General features: G+C 26.9%; 17 protein-coding genes and 1 tRNA gene. 11 read left to right on the top strand and 7 right to left on the bottom strand.

All coding sequences use genetic code 11. The features are described from left to right. Positions 1 to 69: 69 nt before the first annotated feature. Positions 70 to 1,296: a pyridoxal phosphate-dependent aminotransferase gene (locus tag ACTTAR_RS05620; RefSeq protein ID WP_440681303.1), complete on the bottom strand. Its 1,227-nt coding sequence runs from the start codon at positions 1,294 to 1,296 to the stop codon at positions 70 to 72. Beyond that, a complete protein-coding gene (locus tag ACTTAR_RS05615; protein WP_440697923.1) occupies positions 1,297 to 3,258 on the bottom strand; it encodes an acetoacetate--CoA ligase in 1,962 nt (653 codons plus the stop codon). Between the two features lie 174 nt (positions 3,259 to 3,432). Here ACTTAR_RS05615 and ACTTAR_RS05610 point away from each other — a divergent pair, with 174 nt between their 5' ends. From ACTTAR_RS05610 to ACTTAR_RS05595, 4 genes are read left to right on the top strand one after another with little or no spacing between them, the layout of a single operon-like run. Then, positions 3,433 to 5,910: a helicase-related protein gene (locus tag ACTTAR_RS05610; RefSeq protein WP_440697922.1), complete on the top strand. Its 2,478-nt coding sequence runs from the start codon at positions 3,433 to 3,435 to the stop codon at positions 5,908 to 5,910. Between the two features lie 4 nt (positions 5,911 to 5,914). After that, positions 5,915 to 6,331, top strand: coding sequence for a TerB family tellurite resistance protein (locus ACTTAR_RS05605; RefSeq protein ID WP_440697921.1), 417 nt, complete (start codon positions 5,915 to 5,917; stop codon positions 6,329 to 6,331). Further along, positions 6,328 to 6,654, top strand: a complete 327-nt coding sequence (fdxA, locus tag ACTTAR_RS05600) for a ferredoxin FdxA (protein WP_075484280.1) — start codon at positions 6,328 to 6,330, stop codon at positions 6,652 to 6,654. The genes ACTTAR_RS05605 and fdxA overlap by 4 nt, the downstream gene beginning before the upstream one ends. Further along, complete coding sequence (locus ACTTAR_RS05595) at positions 6,611 to 7,516, top strand: CarD family transcriptional regulator (RefSeq protein ID WP_440681307.1); 906 nt, start codon at positions 6,611 to 6,613, stop codon at positions 7,514 to 7,516. Before fdxA ends, ACTTAR_RS05595 begins: the two co-directional genes overlap by 44 nt. A gap of 362 nt (positions 7,517 to 7,878) precedes the next feature. Here ACTTAR_RS05595 and ACTTAR_RS05590 read toward each other — a convergent pair whose 3' ends face one another. Together ACTTAR_RS05590 and ACTTAR_RS05585 are read right to left on the bottom strand one after the other, a co-directional pair. After that, entirely contained in the window at positions 7,879 to 9,576 is a 1,698-nt protein-coding gene (locus tag ACTTAR_RS05590; RefSeq protein WP_440697920.1) for an AMP-dependent synthetase/ligase, read from the bottom strand. 6 nt (positions 9,577 to 9,582) lie between these two features. Continuing rightward, positions 9,583 to 9,667, bottom strand: a tRNA-Leu gene (locus ACTTAR_RS05585). Positions 9,668 to 9,724: 57 nt separating this feature from the next. Here ACTTAR_RS05585 and ACTTAR_RS05580 point away from each other — a divergent pair. Genes ACTTAR_RS05580 through ACTTAR_RS05570 form a run of 3 tightly spaced genes read left to right on the top strand, consistent with a single transcriptional unit; the run spans position 9,725 to position 11,322 of the window. Beyond that, positions 9,725 to 10,330: a YqaA family protein gene (locus ACTTAR_RS05580; RefSeq protein ID WP_440697918.1), complete on the top strand. Its 606-nt coding sequence runs from the start codon at positions 9,725 to 9,727 to the stop codon at positions 10,328 to 10,330. After that, positions 10,323 to 10,805 (top strand): disulfide bond formation protein B, encoded by a 483-nt coding sequence (locus ACTTAR_RS05575; protein ID WP_440681315.1) that lies wholly within the window; start codon positions 10,323 to 10,325, stop codon positions 10,803 to 10,805. The genes ACTTAR_RS05580 and ACTTAR_RS05575 overlap by 8 nt, the downstream gene beginning before the upstream one ends. After that, on the top strand, positions 10,789 to 11,322 hold the full coding sequence (locus tag ACTTAR_RS05570; RefSeq protein ID WP_440681316.1) for a demethoxyubiquinone hydroxylase family protein: 534 nt from the start codon (positions 10,789 to 10,791) through the stop codon (positions 11,320 to 11,322). The genes ACTTAR_RS05575 and ACTTAR_RS05570 overlap by 17 nt, the downstream gene beginning before the upstream one ends. On the opposite strand, the gene ACTTAR_RS05565 is transcribed toward ACTTAR_RS05570, so the two are convergent. Then, the gene (locus tag ACTTAR_RS05565; protein ID WP_440681317.1) at positions 11,319 to 11,888 is read right to left on the bottom strand and encodes an HNH endonuclease; all 570 of its coding nucleotides are present in this window, start codon (positions 11,886 to 11,888) and stop codon (positions 11,319 to 11,321) included. The genes ACTTAR_RS05570 and ACTTAR_RS05565 overlap by 4 nt on opposite strands. A 47-nt stretch (positions 11,889 to 11,935) precedes the next feature. Further along, positions 11,936 to 12,586, bottom strand: a complete 651-nt coding sequence (locus tag ACTTAR_RS05560) for an alpha/beta hydrolase (RefSeq protein WP_440681318.1) — start codon at positions 12,584 to 12,586, stop codon at positions 11,936 to 11,938. Positions 12,587 to 12,636: 50 nt separating this feature from the next. Here ACTTAR_RS05560 and ACTTAR_RS05555 point away from each other — a divergent pair, with 50 nt between their 5' ends. Continuing rightward, positions 12,637 to 12,840 (top strand): twin transmembrane helix small protein, encoded by a 204-nt coding sequence (locus ACTTAR_RS05555; protein WP_440681319.1) that lies wholly within the window; start codon positions 12,637 to 12,639, stop codon positions 12,838 to 12,840. On the opposite strand, the gene ACTTAR_RS05550 is transcribed toward ACTTAR_RS05555, so the two are convergent. Next, entirely contained in the window at positions 12,837 to 13,346 is a 510-nt protein-coding gene (locus ACTTAR_RS05550; protein WP_440681320.1) for a TlpA family protein disulfide reductase, read from the bottom strand. The two genes, ACTTAR_RS05555 and ACTTAR_RS05550, sit on opposite strands and share 4 nt — an antisense overlap. Positions 13,347 to 13,370: 24 nt before the next feature. Between ACTTAR_RS05550 and argH the strand changes: the two genes are divergently transcribed. The 3 genes from argH to lysA are packed head-to-tail and all read left to right on the top strand — an operon-like array spanning position 13,371 to position 16,104. Further along, positions 13,371 to 14,762, top strand: a complete 1,392-nt coding sequence (gene argH / locus ACTTAR_RS05545) for an argininosuccinate lyase (RefSeq protein WP_440681321.1) — start codon at positions 13,371 to 13,373, stop codon at positions 14,760 to 14,762. Further along, a complete protein-coding gene (locus ACTTAR_RS05540) occupies positions 14,759 to 14,890 on the top strand; it encodes a hypothetical protein (RefSeq protein ID WP_440681322.1) in 132 nt (43 codons plus the stop codon). The genes argH and ACTTAR_RS05540 overlap by 4 nt, the downstream gene beginning before the upstream one ends. Beyond that, positions 14,890 to 16,104, top strand: a complete 1,215-nt coding sequence (gene lysA, locus ACTTAR_RS05535) for a diaminopimelate decarboxylase (protein ID WP_440681323.1) — start codon at positions 14,890 to 14,892, stop codon at positions 16,102 to 16,104. The genes ACTTAR_RS05540 and lysA overlap by 1 nt, the downstream gene beginning before the upstream one ends. The last annotated feature ends 4 nt before the right edge of the window (positions 16,105 to 16,108 follow it).

Below are 16,108 nucleotides of genomic sequence, written 5' to 3'. Positions count from 1 at the left end.
ATAATTGTATGTCGTTATTTTTTATAAATTAATCTTACCAAAAAATTATAATAAATGTATAGGTTGATTTTAAAGATTTTCTGACCATTTTTTTAAATTATCAACACCTTCTACAACCTTTGGTGCCAACTTTTCGATTATATTAAAATCAATAGATTGATCATCCTTAATACTATTCATGAATTTTTCTCCATCAAAATCAGTAAAGCTTAATCTTGCAAGCATTTTACTTTCATTAAATCCAAAATCTGATCCAGGTAATAATGCAACACCTGTTTCTTTTAAAATATTTTCACACATTTCTGATGAAGTTTTAAATTTAGAATTTAAAAATTCAGGCATTAAATAGAAACCTCCTTGAGGTTCATTAATTAAAATTTTGTTTGATTTTAAATTTTGATAAACATAATTGCCGACAGCATTTAAAATATTTCTAGATTTATTAATGTATTTACTATGATTGTTTTCATATGCTTTTATTGCAGCATATTGGATAGGCGCACTTACTGCTGAAAAGGTTTCACTGGCTAAAACATTAATCATGTTTTTTATGTCGTTTAAGCTCTCTGGAACAATAAAATATCCCAATCTCCAACCACCAGCTCCACACCATTTACTTAGGCCGGTACTGATAATTGTTTTTTCAGGACAAAAATTTGAAATAGACTTATAATTTTTTGTAAAAGTCAGTTCAGAATATATCTCATCAGATAAAATTATAAGATTATGTTTATTTGCAATATTAGAAATCTCTTCCAAATTTTCACAAACTTGTCCTGAAGGATTATTGGGGGAATTTAAAAATAATAAATAATTTTTATTTTTATCTTTTAATATTATTTCCTCTATTTCTTGAGCTGTAGGGAACCAATTATTTTCTCTTTTTGTTTGTAAAATTTGAATTTTGTTTCTTCCTAATATTGCTTGTGGCGCGTAAGAAACCCAACTAGGTGCAGGCAATATAATTTCACCATCGAATATTACATGAAGTAAAAACATCAACTCTTTAGAGCCTGGTCCTATGATGACATTTTCAGAATTATATTCATAATTTTTTTTCTTTGATGTGTATTTTGCAACAGACTGTCTTAGTTCTGAAAGGCCTTGCATAGGCAAATATTTGTTTTGATAAGCATTATTTTTAAGCTCCTCTACTACGTCTTGTGGAACTTTAAAGGGTGATTGTCCAAAACCAAATTTAAATATTTTTTTTCCTTCATCCTCAAGTTTTTTTGAAGCTTCATTAATTGCTAGGGTAGAAGATGGTTTTAAATCTTTAACTATATTTTTTAACATTTAATAACTTAACTGTTTCAAATTTTTGTATTGTTTTAAAACTTCTGGGTTTGCTAAAGCTTCTTTATTTTTAACAACACTTCCTTCTATAGTGCTTTTAACTGCAAGCTCAACAATTTTACCACTTTTGGTTCTTGGAATATCTTTTACAACAATTACTTTGCTAGGGACATGTCTTGGTGATGCATTTATTCTTATTTGAGTTTTTATTCTATTAAGCAAAGAATCATTAAGTATGTATTCATTACTCATTACAACGAAAAGAATTATTCTGATATCATTATCCCAAGATTGACCAACTACTAGTGCTTCTTTAATTTCTTTAAACTTTTCAACCTCAGAATATATTTCAGCAGTCCCAAGTCTTACACCTCCTGGATTAAGGGTAGTGTCAGATCTTCCATGTATAATAAAACCATCGGTATTTCTTCTTTCAGCATAATCCCCATGATGCCAAGTATTTTTATATCTATTGAAGTAAGCTTTTTTAAATTTTACGTCATTTTTATCATTCCAAAATTTAAGAGGCATTGATGGAAATGGATTTTTACAAACTAGTTCACCTTTAGAATTTTTTAAAGATTTGCCGCTATCATTAAAGACATCAATATCTAAACCTAAGCCGGAATTTTGTATTTCACCAATATTTACTGGCTGATATATATTTCCTAAAACAAAACATGATACAATATCTGTACCACCCGAAATAGATGAGAGATGAACTTTCTTTTTAATATTTTTGTAAACATATTTAAAACCTTCACTTGATAAAGGAGAACCTGTTGAACATATTGTTTTTAGTTTTTGAAGTTTATATTTAAATTTAAGATTAGGTTCTAATTTTCTTAGAGCATCAATATATTTAGCACTAATTCCAAACAGAGTAATTTTTTCTCTTTGTGCTATTTTTAAAAGTAAATCACTTGATTTATACATTGGAGAACCATCAAAAAGTACTATTGATGCCTTTGAAGCTAACGAGCTTACTAACCAATTCCACATCATCCAACCACAAGTGGTAAAATAAAACACATTATCATTTTCTTTTATATCGCAATGTAATTGGTGTTCTTTCTTATGTTGAAGAAGAACTCCACCAGTTCTATGGCAGATACATTTTGGTTTTCCAGTTGTTCCACTTGAATATAAAATAGTCAACTCGCTTTCGAAATCATACTTTTTAAAATTTATTTTTTCAGATTGATTTTGAATAATCTCACGCCATTTAATTAAATTTATTTTCTTATATTTACTTTTATTAGTGACATATTTTTTTCCAGGATAATTAACAATCACAACATTTTTAATTGATGGAATAGATTTTAAAATTTCAGATAATCTCTCTAATACATTAATTTTTTTCCCGTTGTAAAAATACTGGTCTGTAATGAACAAAACTTTTGGATTAATTTGAGAAAATCTTTCAACAACACCTTTAATACCAAAATCAGGACTGCATGATGACCAAATGCTTCCTATAGTACACGCTGCTATAAACGCCTCAACTGTCTCGATAGTATTAGGCATATAAGCTGCAACTCTGTCTCCTTTTTTAATTTTAATTTCCTTTAAAAACTTTACAATTTTGCCTGTACTTAAATTTAATTCTCTCCAAGATTTTTCTTCTCTAAAGCCATTTTCGCTTACAAAAGTGATTGCCTTATCATCATTATTTTTTGACAATAAATTCTCACCAAAATTTAACTTACTACCTGGTAAGAATAAATTTTTATGAAATATTTTAGATTTTTTAATTTTTTTTTTACTTTTCAATCCTTTAATTTCTGAAAATTCCCAAAAATAATTCCAAAACTCAGGAGAATTTTTAACAGTCCAATTTAAAAAAGTTTTGTAATTTAAATTAAATTTTTTTTTGATTTTATTTGAAATAAATTTTTCAAAAGCATAAAGATTTGAATTTTTTTTCTCTTTTAAAGATGCTTCCCAAAGTTTATTGGTCATTTTTATTTTATTAAATTACTATTATAGAATTAATCTCAATTATGATATTCTCATTAATATTAATATAAAAATGAGAACTTTTTACCCTCCGATTCGGTCATGTTTTAGTCTATTTTTGTTCTTTAGCACTAACAATATCTGGTAGGTAAAAAAAATTATACACCAAAGATAGAAATGCCTAAAAATAAAATTACAGCTGTTCTTGGTCCAACAAACACAGGTAAAACTCATCTTGCAATTGACACAATGCTATCTTTTGACAGCGGAATGATTGGGTTCCCATTAAGATTATTAGCAAGAGAGGTTTACGATAAAGTAATAAAAAAAATTAGTATAGACAAAGTTGCTTTAATTACTGGTGAAGAAAAAATAATTCCTACAAACGCAAAATATTATTTATGCACAGTCGAATCAATGCCTATTGAAAAACATTTAGAATTTGTGGGCATAGATGAAATCCAAATGTGTGCAGATCATGAAAGAGGTCACATATTCACAGATAGATTATTAAATTTAAGAGGTGAAAAACTTACGATGCTAATGGGTTCTAGTACTATTAAAAACATCATATCTAAATTAAACGAGGATTTAGAGTTTATTAATAGAGATAGATTGTCAAAACTCACTTATGCCGGACATAAAAAGATATCAAGGATAAATAGAAAAACTGCAATTATAGCTTTTTCAGCGGAGGAAGTTTATGCAATAGCAGAATTAATAAGAAGACAAAAGGGTGGGGCAGCTATAGTTATGGGTTCATTAAGTCCTAAAACGAGAAATGCTCAAGTAGAACTTTACCAATCTGGAGATGTCGATTTTTTAGTAGCCACTGACGCTATTGGAATGGGAATAAATATGGATCTAGATTATGTATATTTTTCAAATCTTAAAAAATTTGATGGAAAAAAATTAAGAAAATTAAATTTATCTGAAATAGGTCAAATAGCGGGAAGAGCTGGAAGATATTTAAATGATGGTGGTTTTGGAATAACTGGTGATTGTAAAGAAATTTCACCTGAAGAAGTCGAATTAATTGAAGGACATAAATTTGAAGAAATAAGAACTTTATTCTGGAGAAATTCTGATCTTAATTTCAATAACCCAAATTCACTGATTAAAAGTCTTGAAGAAAGACCCCAGATGGAATGGTTAAGAAAAGTTCACGAATGTGAGGATGAAAGAGCGCTAAAATATTTTATAAAAGATGAAAAAAATAATCTAGAATTTAACGAAAGAACTCTCAAATTATTATGGGAATGTTGTCAGATACCTGATTTTGTTAAAAAAACCTACGGCAATCATTATGAAGTGATCAGAAATGTTTTTAAATTTTTAAACAGTGAAAAAGGTCTAATTTCAGAAGATTACATGAGATTACAGCTCATGAAACTTGATAAATTAGAGGGAAATGTAGATTCTTTATCAAATAGAATTGCAAATGTAAGAACTTGGTCTTATGTTTCAAATAAAAATAATTGGGTAGAAAATCAAAATTATTGGATAGAAAAAACAAAACATTTAGAAGATAGACTTTCTGACAGACTTCATGAAGAACTTACCAAGACTTTTATCGACAAAAGAGCAAGTATACTTGCAAGAGGTTTAAAACAAGACATGGAATTCAAAACTGAAATATTACAGAACAATGACGTTAAAATAGATGATCAGTTTATTGGTAAAATCAAAGGTTTGAAATTAGAATTAGATTTAAAAAAAGGCTCTCTTGAAACTGATATAAAGTCATTAAAAAAAGCTGCTAGACAATCAATTGGACCTGAGTTTGATAAAAGAATTCAGTCAATTGTAGATACAGGATTAATAGATTTAAAAGAGGATTTTAAAATATATTGGAATGAATTTCCAATTGCTAGACTATTACCAGGAAATGATTATTTAAGTCCTAATTTTACTTTAGTTGTTGATGACATTATTGAACAAAATCCAAAACAAAAACTAAATGATTTTATTCAAAAATGGTTAAACTCTAAAATAAGCGATGTCTTGAAAAGTTTAATAGATTTAAAAAACATTAAAGAAGATAAGTCTTCGATTAAAGCTTTAGCTTATCAGCTTTATGAAAATAATGGTGTTTTAAAAAGAGAACAAGTTTCTGATTATTTAAAAAATCTTGAACAAATAGATAGAAAAGTACTTAGAGAATTGGGTGTAAAATTTGGAAGATACCATGTATTCCTTTATCAGCTTATAAAACCAGATGCTGTATCTTTAAGAACCTTATTGTGGAAAAATTTTCATCAAAAATTCTATAATTTAAAACCACCAACTTTTGGATTGAATTTTTTAGAAGATAAAGATTCTCAAAATAAAAACTTTATGCTTCTCTGTGGATTTGAAAAATTTGATAATTTTTTTGTAAGAATAGATATTCTTGAAAGACTGTTTGTACAAATTATTAATGCTACTTCAAAAGAAAATAATGAAATAAAAATGATACCTGAAATGTTAAATCTTTTAGGGTGCAGCAAAGAGAACTTTAAAAAATTATTGCAAAAAATGGGTTATAAAACTTATGAGAAAGAACTAGACATGTTTTTTAAATATAATCCTGTTAAAAAATTTAAAAAGATACAGAACAAAAAAGTTTCAAATGAAAATCCATTTAAAGTTCTTAAAAATCTCAAGTTAGGTTAATTTTATGTTTTTTAAAAAGACAGATAAAAAAGAAGAGAATAATTTTATAGTAAAAGTTTGTGCTTTATTGATCCATGCTGCAAAAATAGATGAAAATTATACTGACAAAGAAGAGGAAATAATTAAAAAAACACTTCTAGAGTTGGGCCTTGAAAGTGAAAAAATCACAAAAACTATCCAAGATGCAAAAATTATTGAGGAAAATTCAAACCAAATTTTAGACTTCACAAGAGAAATTAAAAATTTACCTGAAAAAGATAAAATTAAAATAGTGGAAGCTCTTTGGTCAATTATTTATTCTAATGAAGATGCAGATATGTATGAAACAAATCTTATGAGAAGATTGGCGGGACTTTTATACATTGACAGTAAAACTATGGGGGATATTAAGCATAGAGTAAAAGAGGAAAGTAAAGAGTGACTTATATTGTAAACGATAATTGTATTAAGTGTAAACTTACTGATTGTGTAGACGTTTGTCCGGTTGATTGTTTTTATGAAGGTAAAAATATGCTTGTAATTAAACCGGATGAGTGTATAGATTGTGGCGTTTGTGAGCCAGAGTGCCCCGTTGATGCTATAAAAGCAGATACAGAACCTGGAAGCGAAAAATGGTTAGAGATCAATAAAAAATATTCAGAAATCTGGCCAAACATAAGTGAGAAAAAAGATCCCCCTGCGGATCACGAAAAATTTAAAAATGAGCAAAATAAGTACGAAAAGTATTTTAAAGAAAATCTTTAAAGGCAAATCAGACAAAGAAATGACAAAAAAAGTTAAAAAGAAAAAAGTTACCAAAATTAAAAAAACTGCAAAACCTAAAACTAAAAAAGTTAAAAAAGTAGTAATAAAAAAAACCAAAAAAGTATTAAAAAAAATTCCAAATAAATCACCTAAAATACAAAAAGTTTCAAAAACTACTGAAACGCCAGATGAACCAAAAGTAGATAATTTAAGAATATCAAAAACTAATGAGGTTAAACCTGAAATAAAAAAAGTTAAAAAACAAGAAACTGAAAAAAGAGAATTTAAAATTAAAGATTATGTCGTTTATCCAAAACACGGAGTTGGTCAAATTACAGAATTTAAAAAAATAAATATCGGTGGTATTGATGTTGAAACATATGTTATCAAATTTGAAAAAGATAAAGCTAATGGTATGGTACCTGTTAACAAACAGTCTCACCTAAGACCTTTAGCAACAATTAATCAAGTAAATAAATGTGTCTCCATATTAAAAAGTAAACCAAAAATCAAAAGATCAATGTGGAGTAGAAGAGCACAGGAATATGAGGCAAAAATTTCATCTGGTAAAATTTATGAATTAGCTGAAGTTGTAAGAGATCTAAACAAAGGTGATGATCTTATGGTTGATCAATCTTATAGTGAAAGACAACTTTTTGAAAAAGCTTATGAGAGAATGCAGTCAGAATTTCAGATAATTTTAAATTTATCGCCAGAAGACACTCAAAAAAAATTAGATAAAGCATTAAAGAGAAATGTTGGTGGACAAACACAAGCGATCAGCGCTACTCCTAAAACTCCAACTGCTGATTTACCTGTCGAAGAACCTATTTCTGAAACTGACGAACCTTTAGACGAATAAAAAAAACGCCTCTCACACAAAAAGTTATGAGAAGCGTTTTTTGTAAAGAATACTAAGTTATTATTTTCTTCTTTTCTTAGCTTTTTTCTTAGCTTTCTTCTTAGTTTTCTTTGCAGCTTTTTTCTTAGTTTTTTTTGCCGCTTTTTTTCTTTTCTTAGGCATCTTTAGCTCCCTTTTTAGTTTAGCGAATCAATTTGATTCGCTGTTAGTTTATTTTTATTTTTTTATATAACTTATGTCAAATCATTAATTAGAAGTTAATTTTTAAAAAAATTATTTTTTATTTTTTATTTTTTTTTAAAAAATTTTTTATTAATTTAGTTAATATTTATGCGATAAATAAACTATTAATTAATAATTATTTAATAAAGATTTTCTATTTCAGTTTTATACTTTTGAATAATTTTATATCTTTTTAACTTTAAAGTTGGTGTCATTAATCCATTTTCAATTGTAAATTGATCTTTAATTACAAAAAATTTTTTTATTTTTTCTATCTTAGATAAATTTTTATTTATTGTTTCTATTTCTTTTGAAATATTTTCATCAGAGACATTACTTGTATCTTTATTTAAAACTAAAATAGCTACTAAATAAGGTTTATTATCTCCATAAACTAATGCTTGTTCTACAAATTCAATTTTAAGTAAATCATTTTCAATTTTTACTGTAGAAATATTGTCACCACCTGGTGTAATTAAAATATCTTTTTTTCTATCAGTGATTTTTAGATATCCATTTTCAAAATGCCCTATATCTCCAGTATATAACCAGCCATCCTTTAAAACTTTTTCAGTTTCTTCCTTTTTATTCCAATAGCCTAACATGACATTTTCGCCTTTGACCAGAATTTCACCATCATCAGCAATCTTTACTTCATTACCACTAAAAGCAGGACCTACTGTATCTATCCTTATATCTTTTATTGGGTTACAACTTACAACTGGAGAAGTTTCAGTTAAACCATACCCTTGCAAAGTTGGTAACCCTATTGAATTTAAAAAAACACCTACTTCTTTATCTAGTGCACCTCCACCAGAAATAAATGCCTTTAAAGAACCCCCAAATTGAGCTTTTATTTTTTTTCTAACTATTTTTTCACAAATCGTATTTTGCACTTTTTCAAAAAAAGTAAGTTTTTGATTGGTTAGTACTTTTTCTCCAAGGTAAAGCATTTTGTTTATTAGAGTTTTTTTAAAACCAGTAGCTTTATTAAATGTTGAATTAATTTTTTGATAAAGATTTTGATAAAATCTTGGAACAGCTGTCATAATATCTGGGCTACATTCTCCCATATTTTTAATTAACTTATCTATACTTTCTGCATAGTAAACTTCGGCGCCTATTGCTATTTGGACAAACTGAACAGTGTGTTCATAAGAATGAGATAATGGTAACCAGGTTAGGAATTTAGGTTTGTAAGATATTATTTCTCTTAAAAGTGAAATAGAGCCTTCACAATTATTTAAAATTCCCCCATGGCTTAGCATTACTCCCTTGGGATTACCTTGGGTCCCTGATGTATAAATAATACAAGCTACGTCTTTTCTTGAAATTTCTAACTTTAAAAAATCGATCTCTTCATAATCGTTCTTCGAAAAAATATCTTTAGTGCATCTAGTATCTGATTGACTGTTAATTTGATCAAAGGTGATAATCTTTTTTATAAATGGCTTTGTAGAGATTATATTATTAATTTTATTATATTGAACTTGATCTGAAACAATTATTACTGATGGATTACAATCATCAATTAAATATTCATAATCTCTCTCTGTGTAAGTAGTATAGGCTGGCACCGTAATTCCACCAGCTAACATTATCGCTAAATCAGTTATCATCCACTCAGGTCTATTTTCTGAAATTAATAAACATCTATCTTTTTTTTGAATTAAAGATTTAAGCTCATTGCTTAACTTTAAAATATTCAAATAAGTATCTCTCCAAGAAAACTTATCATTTGGATTTTTTAAGGATTTTAAAAAAATCTGATCAGCTTTTTCTTTTGTATACTGATTATAAAATAGTTCTAAAAGATTATTTTGGTGTTTTATATTCATAAACTTTGGTGGGCGAAGAGAGAATCGAACTCTCACTTCTTGCGAAACACGATTTTGAGTCGTGCGCGTCTACCAGTTCCGCCATTCGCCCATTAAATTAAATTATAATTAAATAGTATAAGAACTAAAATTATATTAAAACCAAAAAATGTTCCAAAGTCTTTATAAAAAGTGTTTAAATTTAGCTGCTCACAAAAGTTCAAAATTATATTTAAGCATTGTTTCTTTCACTGAAAGTTCATTTTTTCCTATACCACCAGATGTAATGATAATACCGATGGTGATTGCTAAAAAAAAAGAATATTTTAAAATATTTTTAATCGCATCTATATTTTCAGTTTTAGGTGGAATTTTTGGATATTTAATTGGTTATTTGTTTCATGATTTAGCTATTCATGTAATTGAATTTTATGGTTATGAAAATAAAGTAGAAAATTTGAAAATAAGTTTGTCTCAAGGATCAGGTTTTTTTACCTGGCTCAGTGTTCTTTTTCTAGCAGGATTTACTCCACTTCCCTATAAAGCATTTACTATTGCGAGTGGTATTATTGCTTTTAATTTCCCTGTATTTATTATTGTAAGCTTAATCTCGAGAAGTCTTAGATTTTTTATTATTGCTTATTTATCTTATAAATTTGGTGACTTATTTACTGAATTCATGGAAAAACATGGATCAAAATGGTTCACTATAATTGGAATTTTAATAGTTATATTGTTAGGTATTATATTTTTAATTTTTAAATTTAATGCTTAATAACAAATCATTGTTGCTTAACCTAATTTTATTAGTCAGTTTCGTCGCTTTAATATCAGCATTCTTTATTGAGTATGTGTTAGGTCATCAACCATGCAATCTTTGTATTTTAGAAAGAGTTCCATATGTAATTGCAATAGTAATTATACTTTTGAATTATAAATTTTCTCAGTTTGAAAAAATATATTTGGTTTTATTAATAATAGTTTTTTTAACAGCAACTATTTTATCAGTTTATCATTTTGGTATTGAACAAGGATTTATTGAGGAATCATTAGTTTGTGACCTAAAAAATGGCTCAGGAGTAACTTCAAAAGAAGAAATTTTAAAACAATTTCAGGAACAAAAAGTAAGCTGCAAAGATGTAACATTTAAAATTTTTGGATTATCTCTTACAACCTATAATATTCTAATTTCTATATTAATTACAATGAATACATTAAAAATATATTTAAACTATGCCAAAAGTAAGTAAAAAAAAAATTGAAGAATTTATAAGGGTAGATCATGCTGGTGAACGCGGGGCTGTAAAAATATATGAAGGTCAATTATTAGCTTTAAACACTTTTGTAAAAGATGAAAATTTGAAAAAAATCATAGAAGATATGAGAATTCATGAGAAAGAACATAGTGAATTCTTTGAAAACGAAATTAAAAAAAGAAATATTACTCCTACAAAACTTTTACCACTATGGGATTTGTTAGGTGTTGGTTTGGGATTTGGTTCTACTTTATTAGGAAAAAAAGCAGCCATGTTGTGCACAGCATCTGTGGAAGAAGTAATTGATGAGCACTACTTAAATCAAATCAATCAGTTAGATCAAGAAGAAAAATTTCTCAAAGACAAAATTACAAAGTTTAGAAAAGATGAACTTAATCATAAAGATATTGCTTATGAAAAGGGCGCAACAAAAAAAGGACCTTATAGCATTTTAGATAAAATAATTAAAACTGGTTCTAAAATTGCAATTAATATTTCTGAAAAAATTTAGGCTTCTAACTCAACATCCCAATATAAATAATCCATCCAACTTTTGTGTAAAAAATTAGGAGGAAAGTTCTTACCATTTTTATGTAAATCTTCTGTTGAAGGTCTAAAAGGATATTGATTTAATTTCATTCCTGAATGTTTTAATAATTTTCCACCTTTTTTTACATTACAAGCTGAACAAGCTGTAACAACATTATCCCAATTTGTTTCTCCACCTTTGGATCTTGGAAGCAAATGATCAAAAGTAAGTTCCTCATTACTTCCACAATATTGACAAGAAAATTTATCTCTTAAAAAAACATTAAATCTAGTAAAACTTGGTTTCGTTTGAGGGACAATGTAGTCTTTTAAAGCGATAACGCTTGGTAACTTCATATTAAATGATGGACTTCTGATAGTTCTATCATAATGACTTACAATGATAACTCTATCAAGAAAAACTGATTTTACTGTGTCTTGCCACGACCATAACGATAGTGGATAGTAGCTAAGAGGTCTATAATCAGCGTTGAGAACTAATGCAGGACATTTTTCTAATGATACGTCTTGTTCAATAAAATTGTTCACTTTAAAACATTAACTTAGTTTGAGAACATAATCAATATGGTCAAATGTTAAATTTTTTTTAAAATATAATTTAAGGCTGTACTTGATGCTTCAATAGGAATGTGATGATCACAATTTTTTATTAATAATGTCTCTATTGGAATATTATTTCGAATTAAAAAATCTTTAGCTTCAAGTAAATGTGTCGATGGAACAATTGGATCATCATCACCATGAATTAATAATGTATCTGTACTATTTTTAATTCTATCTTTTAAATTAATTTGATCTATTATTTTACCAGAAAATCCTACAATACATAAAAACTTTTCATTTGAAGTAAGACCAACATTCAAAGACATCATACAACCCTGACTAAAGCCTGATAAACAAATTTGTTGATGTGATAAGTTAAATTCTGTTTTAACTTCCTCAATAAATTTTTTAATAACATTTTCAGCTTTAATTGACTCATTAAGGATATAAGAAGAGTCCTCTTTTGTTAAATCAAACCATTGATATCCTGATGGATTAATTGCACACTTTTCGTGTCCATTAGGACAAATAAAAACTGTATTTGGTAAATGTCTTTTCCAATTTAAAGTTAACATGCTTATATCTTTTCCATCTCCGCCATACCCATGAAGTAATACTATCGCATTCTTAATTTCCGTCCCATCTTCTGGTTTGATGATGATTGAATTTAGGCAAAATGTCATAGAATGATTTATTATGTTTTTTATTATAAAAAATACTCTACTATAATTAAATGATTTCAGGAATATTTGTTAAAATAATATCAATAGTACTTCTTGTTGCAGTGGGCATTGTTTTAATTCTGGGTATTGGAACCCTATTTAAAGGTGGGGAAACGAGTAAAAAATATTCAAACAAATTGATGCAATTAAGAGTTCTTTTACAATTTGTTGCCATTCTTGCTTTAGTGGGGTTTGCTTATTTTTTTAAAAATTAATTATATTTTTTTATCCAATTAACAAAGTTGTCATCTTCAAAATCAATGGAGCCCATAATACGAGCAAATTCTTTTCCATCTTTATTAAATAAAATTGTTGTGGGAACACCCCTTAAAGAAAAAATTTTTGCTAATGTATTGGGTGAGTCAAAAAAAGGATCAAAGCTTGTAATATTTAGGTTTTCAAAGAACTCATTAACTTTCTTTGGATTGTCTTTACCGATATTGATTGCAAAAATTTTTAAGTTATTTAGACCATAATTTTTTTTAAGATTGTCTAAAGATGGCATTTCTTTTTTACAAGGTTCACACCAAGTAGCCCAAAAATTTAATATCAACAAACTTTCTTGATAATTATTAATATTAATTTCTTTATTATTTTTGTTTAAAAAAATAACATTATCATATGTTTTTGGCTCTTTATGTACTACAATATTTTTTATTCCAGATACTTTCTCGGCCAATGCATTTGTTATCAAAAAAATAAATAATATTAAAAATCTCATGTTAAATAGGTATAATTAAATATCATGGCAAAAAATAAAAACAACCAAGCAATATGGAATACACGTATAAAAAAAAATGCCTCAAGTTTATTTCAAAAAATAGGAAACTCCATCGATATAGATAAACGTCTTTATAAACAGGATATTCTAGGATCAATTGCTCATACAGAAATGCTTTTCAAGCAAAAAATTATTTCATTTAAAATTAAAAATAAAATTATTTATGGTCTAAATAAAATTAATAAAGAAATTTTAAAAAATAAATTTGAATTTAATAAAAAATATGAAGATATTCATATGAATATTGAAAAGAGACTTTTTCAAATTATTGGAGAAGAAGCAGGATATGTTCACACAGCAAGATCACGTAACGATCAAGTAATAACTGATTTTAAAATTTGGATCAAAGATGCAGTTAAAGATATTAATACTAATATTAATCAAGTTATTAAAAGTACAATTAAGTTGGCTGAAAAAAATGTAGAAACTATTATGCCAGGATTCACACATTTAAAAAATGCTCAAGCAATATCTTTTGCTCATTATTTATTATCATATGTAGAAATGTTTAGTAGAGATAAAAAAAGATTTTTGAATAATCTGGATAGTCTAAATGAAAATCCTTTAGGTGTTGCAGCTTTAGCTGGTACTTCATTCAATATAGATAGGAACTTTACAACAAGAAAACTTGGTTTTGACAGACCAACAAAAAATTCTATAGATACTGTTTCAGATCGAGATTTTGTTTTAGATTTCTTGTATGCAACTTCCGTATGCTCAATGCATATTTCTAGAATCGCTGAAGAGCTTATAATTTGGAATTCTGATGGATTTAACCTGATCAATTTATCTGACAAAGTTGTGACAGGGTCATCAATAATGCCTCAAAAAAAAAATCCTGATTTACTTGAATTTTTAAGAGGAAAATCAGGGTCTACTTATGGAAATTTATTTTCAATGCTAACGATTTTAAAAGGCTTGCCATTGTCTTATTTCAAAGATTTACAAGATGATAAAGAAATTGTTTTTAAATCAAATGATATTTTAATGAATTGTTTAAAAATTTTAGATGAGGTGCTCAAAAATTGTAAACCAAATAAGAAAAAAATGCTTGAACTTGCAAATAATGGATACACAACCGCAACTGATCTAGCTGATTATTTAGTTAAAAATCATTCGATGTCATTTAGAAAAGCTTATCAAAAAACTGCTGCTATTGTTAATTTTTCAGAGAAAAAGAAAAAAAAATTAAATGAATTAACTTTAGAAGAACTAAAAAAAATTGAACCAAAATTAAAAGAGGATGTTTTAAAAGTATTTGATTTAAATAATTCTATAAACTCTAAAAAATCATATGGAGGAACATCTTTTGATAATATTAAAAAAATGATAATGAATTATAAAAAACAAAAATGATTAAAAAAATTACGTTAATTATATTATTTTGTTGCACTTTGATTTCTTGTGGAAAAAAAGGAGATCCTCAGTATGTAGATCCTGATAAAAAAGCAGAAATTGAAGCAGTTTTAATTAATATAGCTTAATGAAGTACATTAATAACAAACTAACTATAGAAAAAATTAGTTTTTCTGAAATTGCCAACAAATACGGAACACCATCTTATTGTTATTCTCAAACAAAATTAGAAGAAAATATAAATAAATTTAAAAAAAATTTTAAATCTTTCTCACCTTTAATTTGCTTTGCAGTCAAATCTAACACTAACGTTAATTTAATAAAAGTAATCAAAAAACTTGGATTAGGAGCTGATGTAGTTTCCATGGGAGAACTAATGATGGCTTTGAAAGCAGGAATAAGTCCAAATAAAATAGTCTTTTCAGGTGTTGGTAAAACATCAAAAGAAATAAATTTTGCAATTGAAAAAAAAATATTATTAATTAATGCAGAATCTTTAAGTGAAATAAAAGAAATTAATAAAATTGCCAACGCAAAAAACAAAAAAATAAGTATTGGAGTAAGACTTAATCCCAATACAGATCCAAAAACTTTAAGTCAAATTTCAACTGGGAAAAAAGAAAATAAATTTGGAGTAAATAAAGAAACTTTTTATGAAATAGTAAATTACTGTAAAAATTCAAAAAATATTAACCTACAATGTCTTAGTGTTCATATTGGAAGTCAAATTTTAGATCATAAACCATATGAAAAAATGCTTATAGCAGTTGATAAAATTTTAAATAAGACAAATCATAGATTTCAATACATAGATTTAGGCGGTGGAATGGGCATAGCCTATTCTAATAAAAATAAACAACTAAATTATAAAAAATATAATAACGCTATTCTTAAATTTTTAACAAAACATAAAGTTAAAATTATATTTGAGCCAGGAAGATCAATAATTGGTAATACAGCAACATTAATTACTAAAGTGGTTTATATTAAAGATAGTGATAAAAAAAAATTTATAATTCTAGACGCAGCAATGAACGATTTAATGAGGCCAGCTCTTTATGGTGCATTACACACAACTCTTCCAGTTATAAAATCAACTAAACTCTCAAATAAAACATATGAATTCGTTGGTCCAATATGTGAGAGTACAGATAAATTTATAACTTTAAAAAAATTTCAAGAGTTAAAAGAAAAAGACCTAATTGCAATTTGTGATGTTGGGGCTTACGGAATGTCGTTAAGCTCAAACTACAATTTAAGACCAAAACCAATTGAATTATTAATTAAAGGATCAAAAATTAAAATAATCAGAAAAAGACAAAAGCACAAAGATTTAATATAGCTTT

Source organism: Candidatus Pelagibacter sp. HIMB1709, from assembly GCF_052047635.1.
Lineage (GTDB): Bacteria > Pseudomonadota > Alphaproteobacteria > Pelagibacterales > Pelagibacteraceae > Pelagibacter.
Note: the sequence above shows the minus strand (reverse complement) of the source record. Positions and strands in the feature narration are given on the sequence as shown.

What these genes read in the sequence shown, in the direction of transcription:
- ACTTAR_RS05620 (WP_440681303.1), bottom strand. Translation starts at nt 1,296, where the DNA reads ATGTTAAAAAATATAGTTAAAGATTTAAAACCATCTTCTACCCTAGCA.
- ACTTAR_RS05615 (WP_440697923.1), bottom strand. Translation starts at nt 3,258, where the DNA reads ATGACCAATAAACTTTGGGAAGCATCTTTAAAAGAGAAAAAAAATTCA.
- ACTTAR_RS05610 (WP_440697922.1), top strand. Translation starts at nt 3,433, where the DNA reads ATGCCTAAAAATAAAATTACAGCTGTTCTTGGTCCAACAAACACAGGT.
- ACTTAR_RS05605 (WP_440697921.1), top strand. Translation starts at nt 5,915, where the DNA reads ATGTTTTTTAAAAAGACAGATAAAAAAGAAGAGAATAATTTTATAGTA.
- ACTTAR_RS05595 (WP_440681307.1), top strand. Translation starts at nt 6,611, where the DNA reads ATGAGCAAAATAAGTACGAAAAGTATTTTAAAGAAAATCTTTAAAGGC.
- ACTTAR_RS05590 (WP_440697920.1), bottom strand. Translation starts at nt 9,576, where the DNA reads ATGAATATAAAACACCAAAATAATCTTTTAGAACTATTTTATAATCAG.
- ACTTAR_RS05580 (WP_440697918.1), top strand. Translation starts at nt 9,725, where the DNA reads ATGTTCCAAAGTCTTTATAAAAAGTGTTTAAATTTAGCTGCTCACAAA.
- ACTTAR_RS05575 (WP_440681315.1), top strand. Translation starts at nt 10,323, where the DNA reads ATGCTTAATAACAAATCATTGTTGCTTAACCTAATTTTATTAGTCAGT.
- ACTTAR_RS05570 (WP_440681316.1), top strand. Translation starts at nt 10,789, where the DNA reads ATGCCAAAAGTAAGTAAAAAAAAAATTGAAGAATTTATAAGGGTAGAT.
- ACTTAR_RS05560 (WP_440681318.1), bottom strand. Translation starts at nt 12,586, where the DNA reads ATGACATTTTGCCTAAATTCAATCATCATCAAACCAGAAGATGGGACG.
- ACTTAR_RS05555 (WP_440681319.1), top strand. Translation starts at nt 12,637, where the DNA reads ATGATTTCAGGAATATTTGTTAAAATAATATCAATAGTACTTCTTGTT.
- ACTTAR_RS05550 (WP_440681320.1), bottom strand. Translation starts at nt 13,346, where the DNA reads ATGAGATTTTTAATATTATTTATTTTTTTGATAACAAATGCATTGGCC.
- argH (WP_440681321.1), top strand. Translation starts at nt 13,371, where the DNA reads ATGGCAAAAAATAAAAACAACCAAGCAATATGGAATACACGTATAAAA.
- ACTTAR_RS05540 (WP_440681322.1), top strand. Translation starts at nt 14,759, where the DNA reads ATGATTAAAAAAATTACGTTAATTATATTATTTTGTTGCACTTTGATT.
- lysA (WP_440681323.1), top strand. Translation starts at nt 14,890, where the DNA reads ATGAAGTACATTAATAACAAACTAACTATAGAAAAAATTAGTTTTTCT.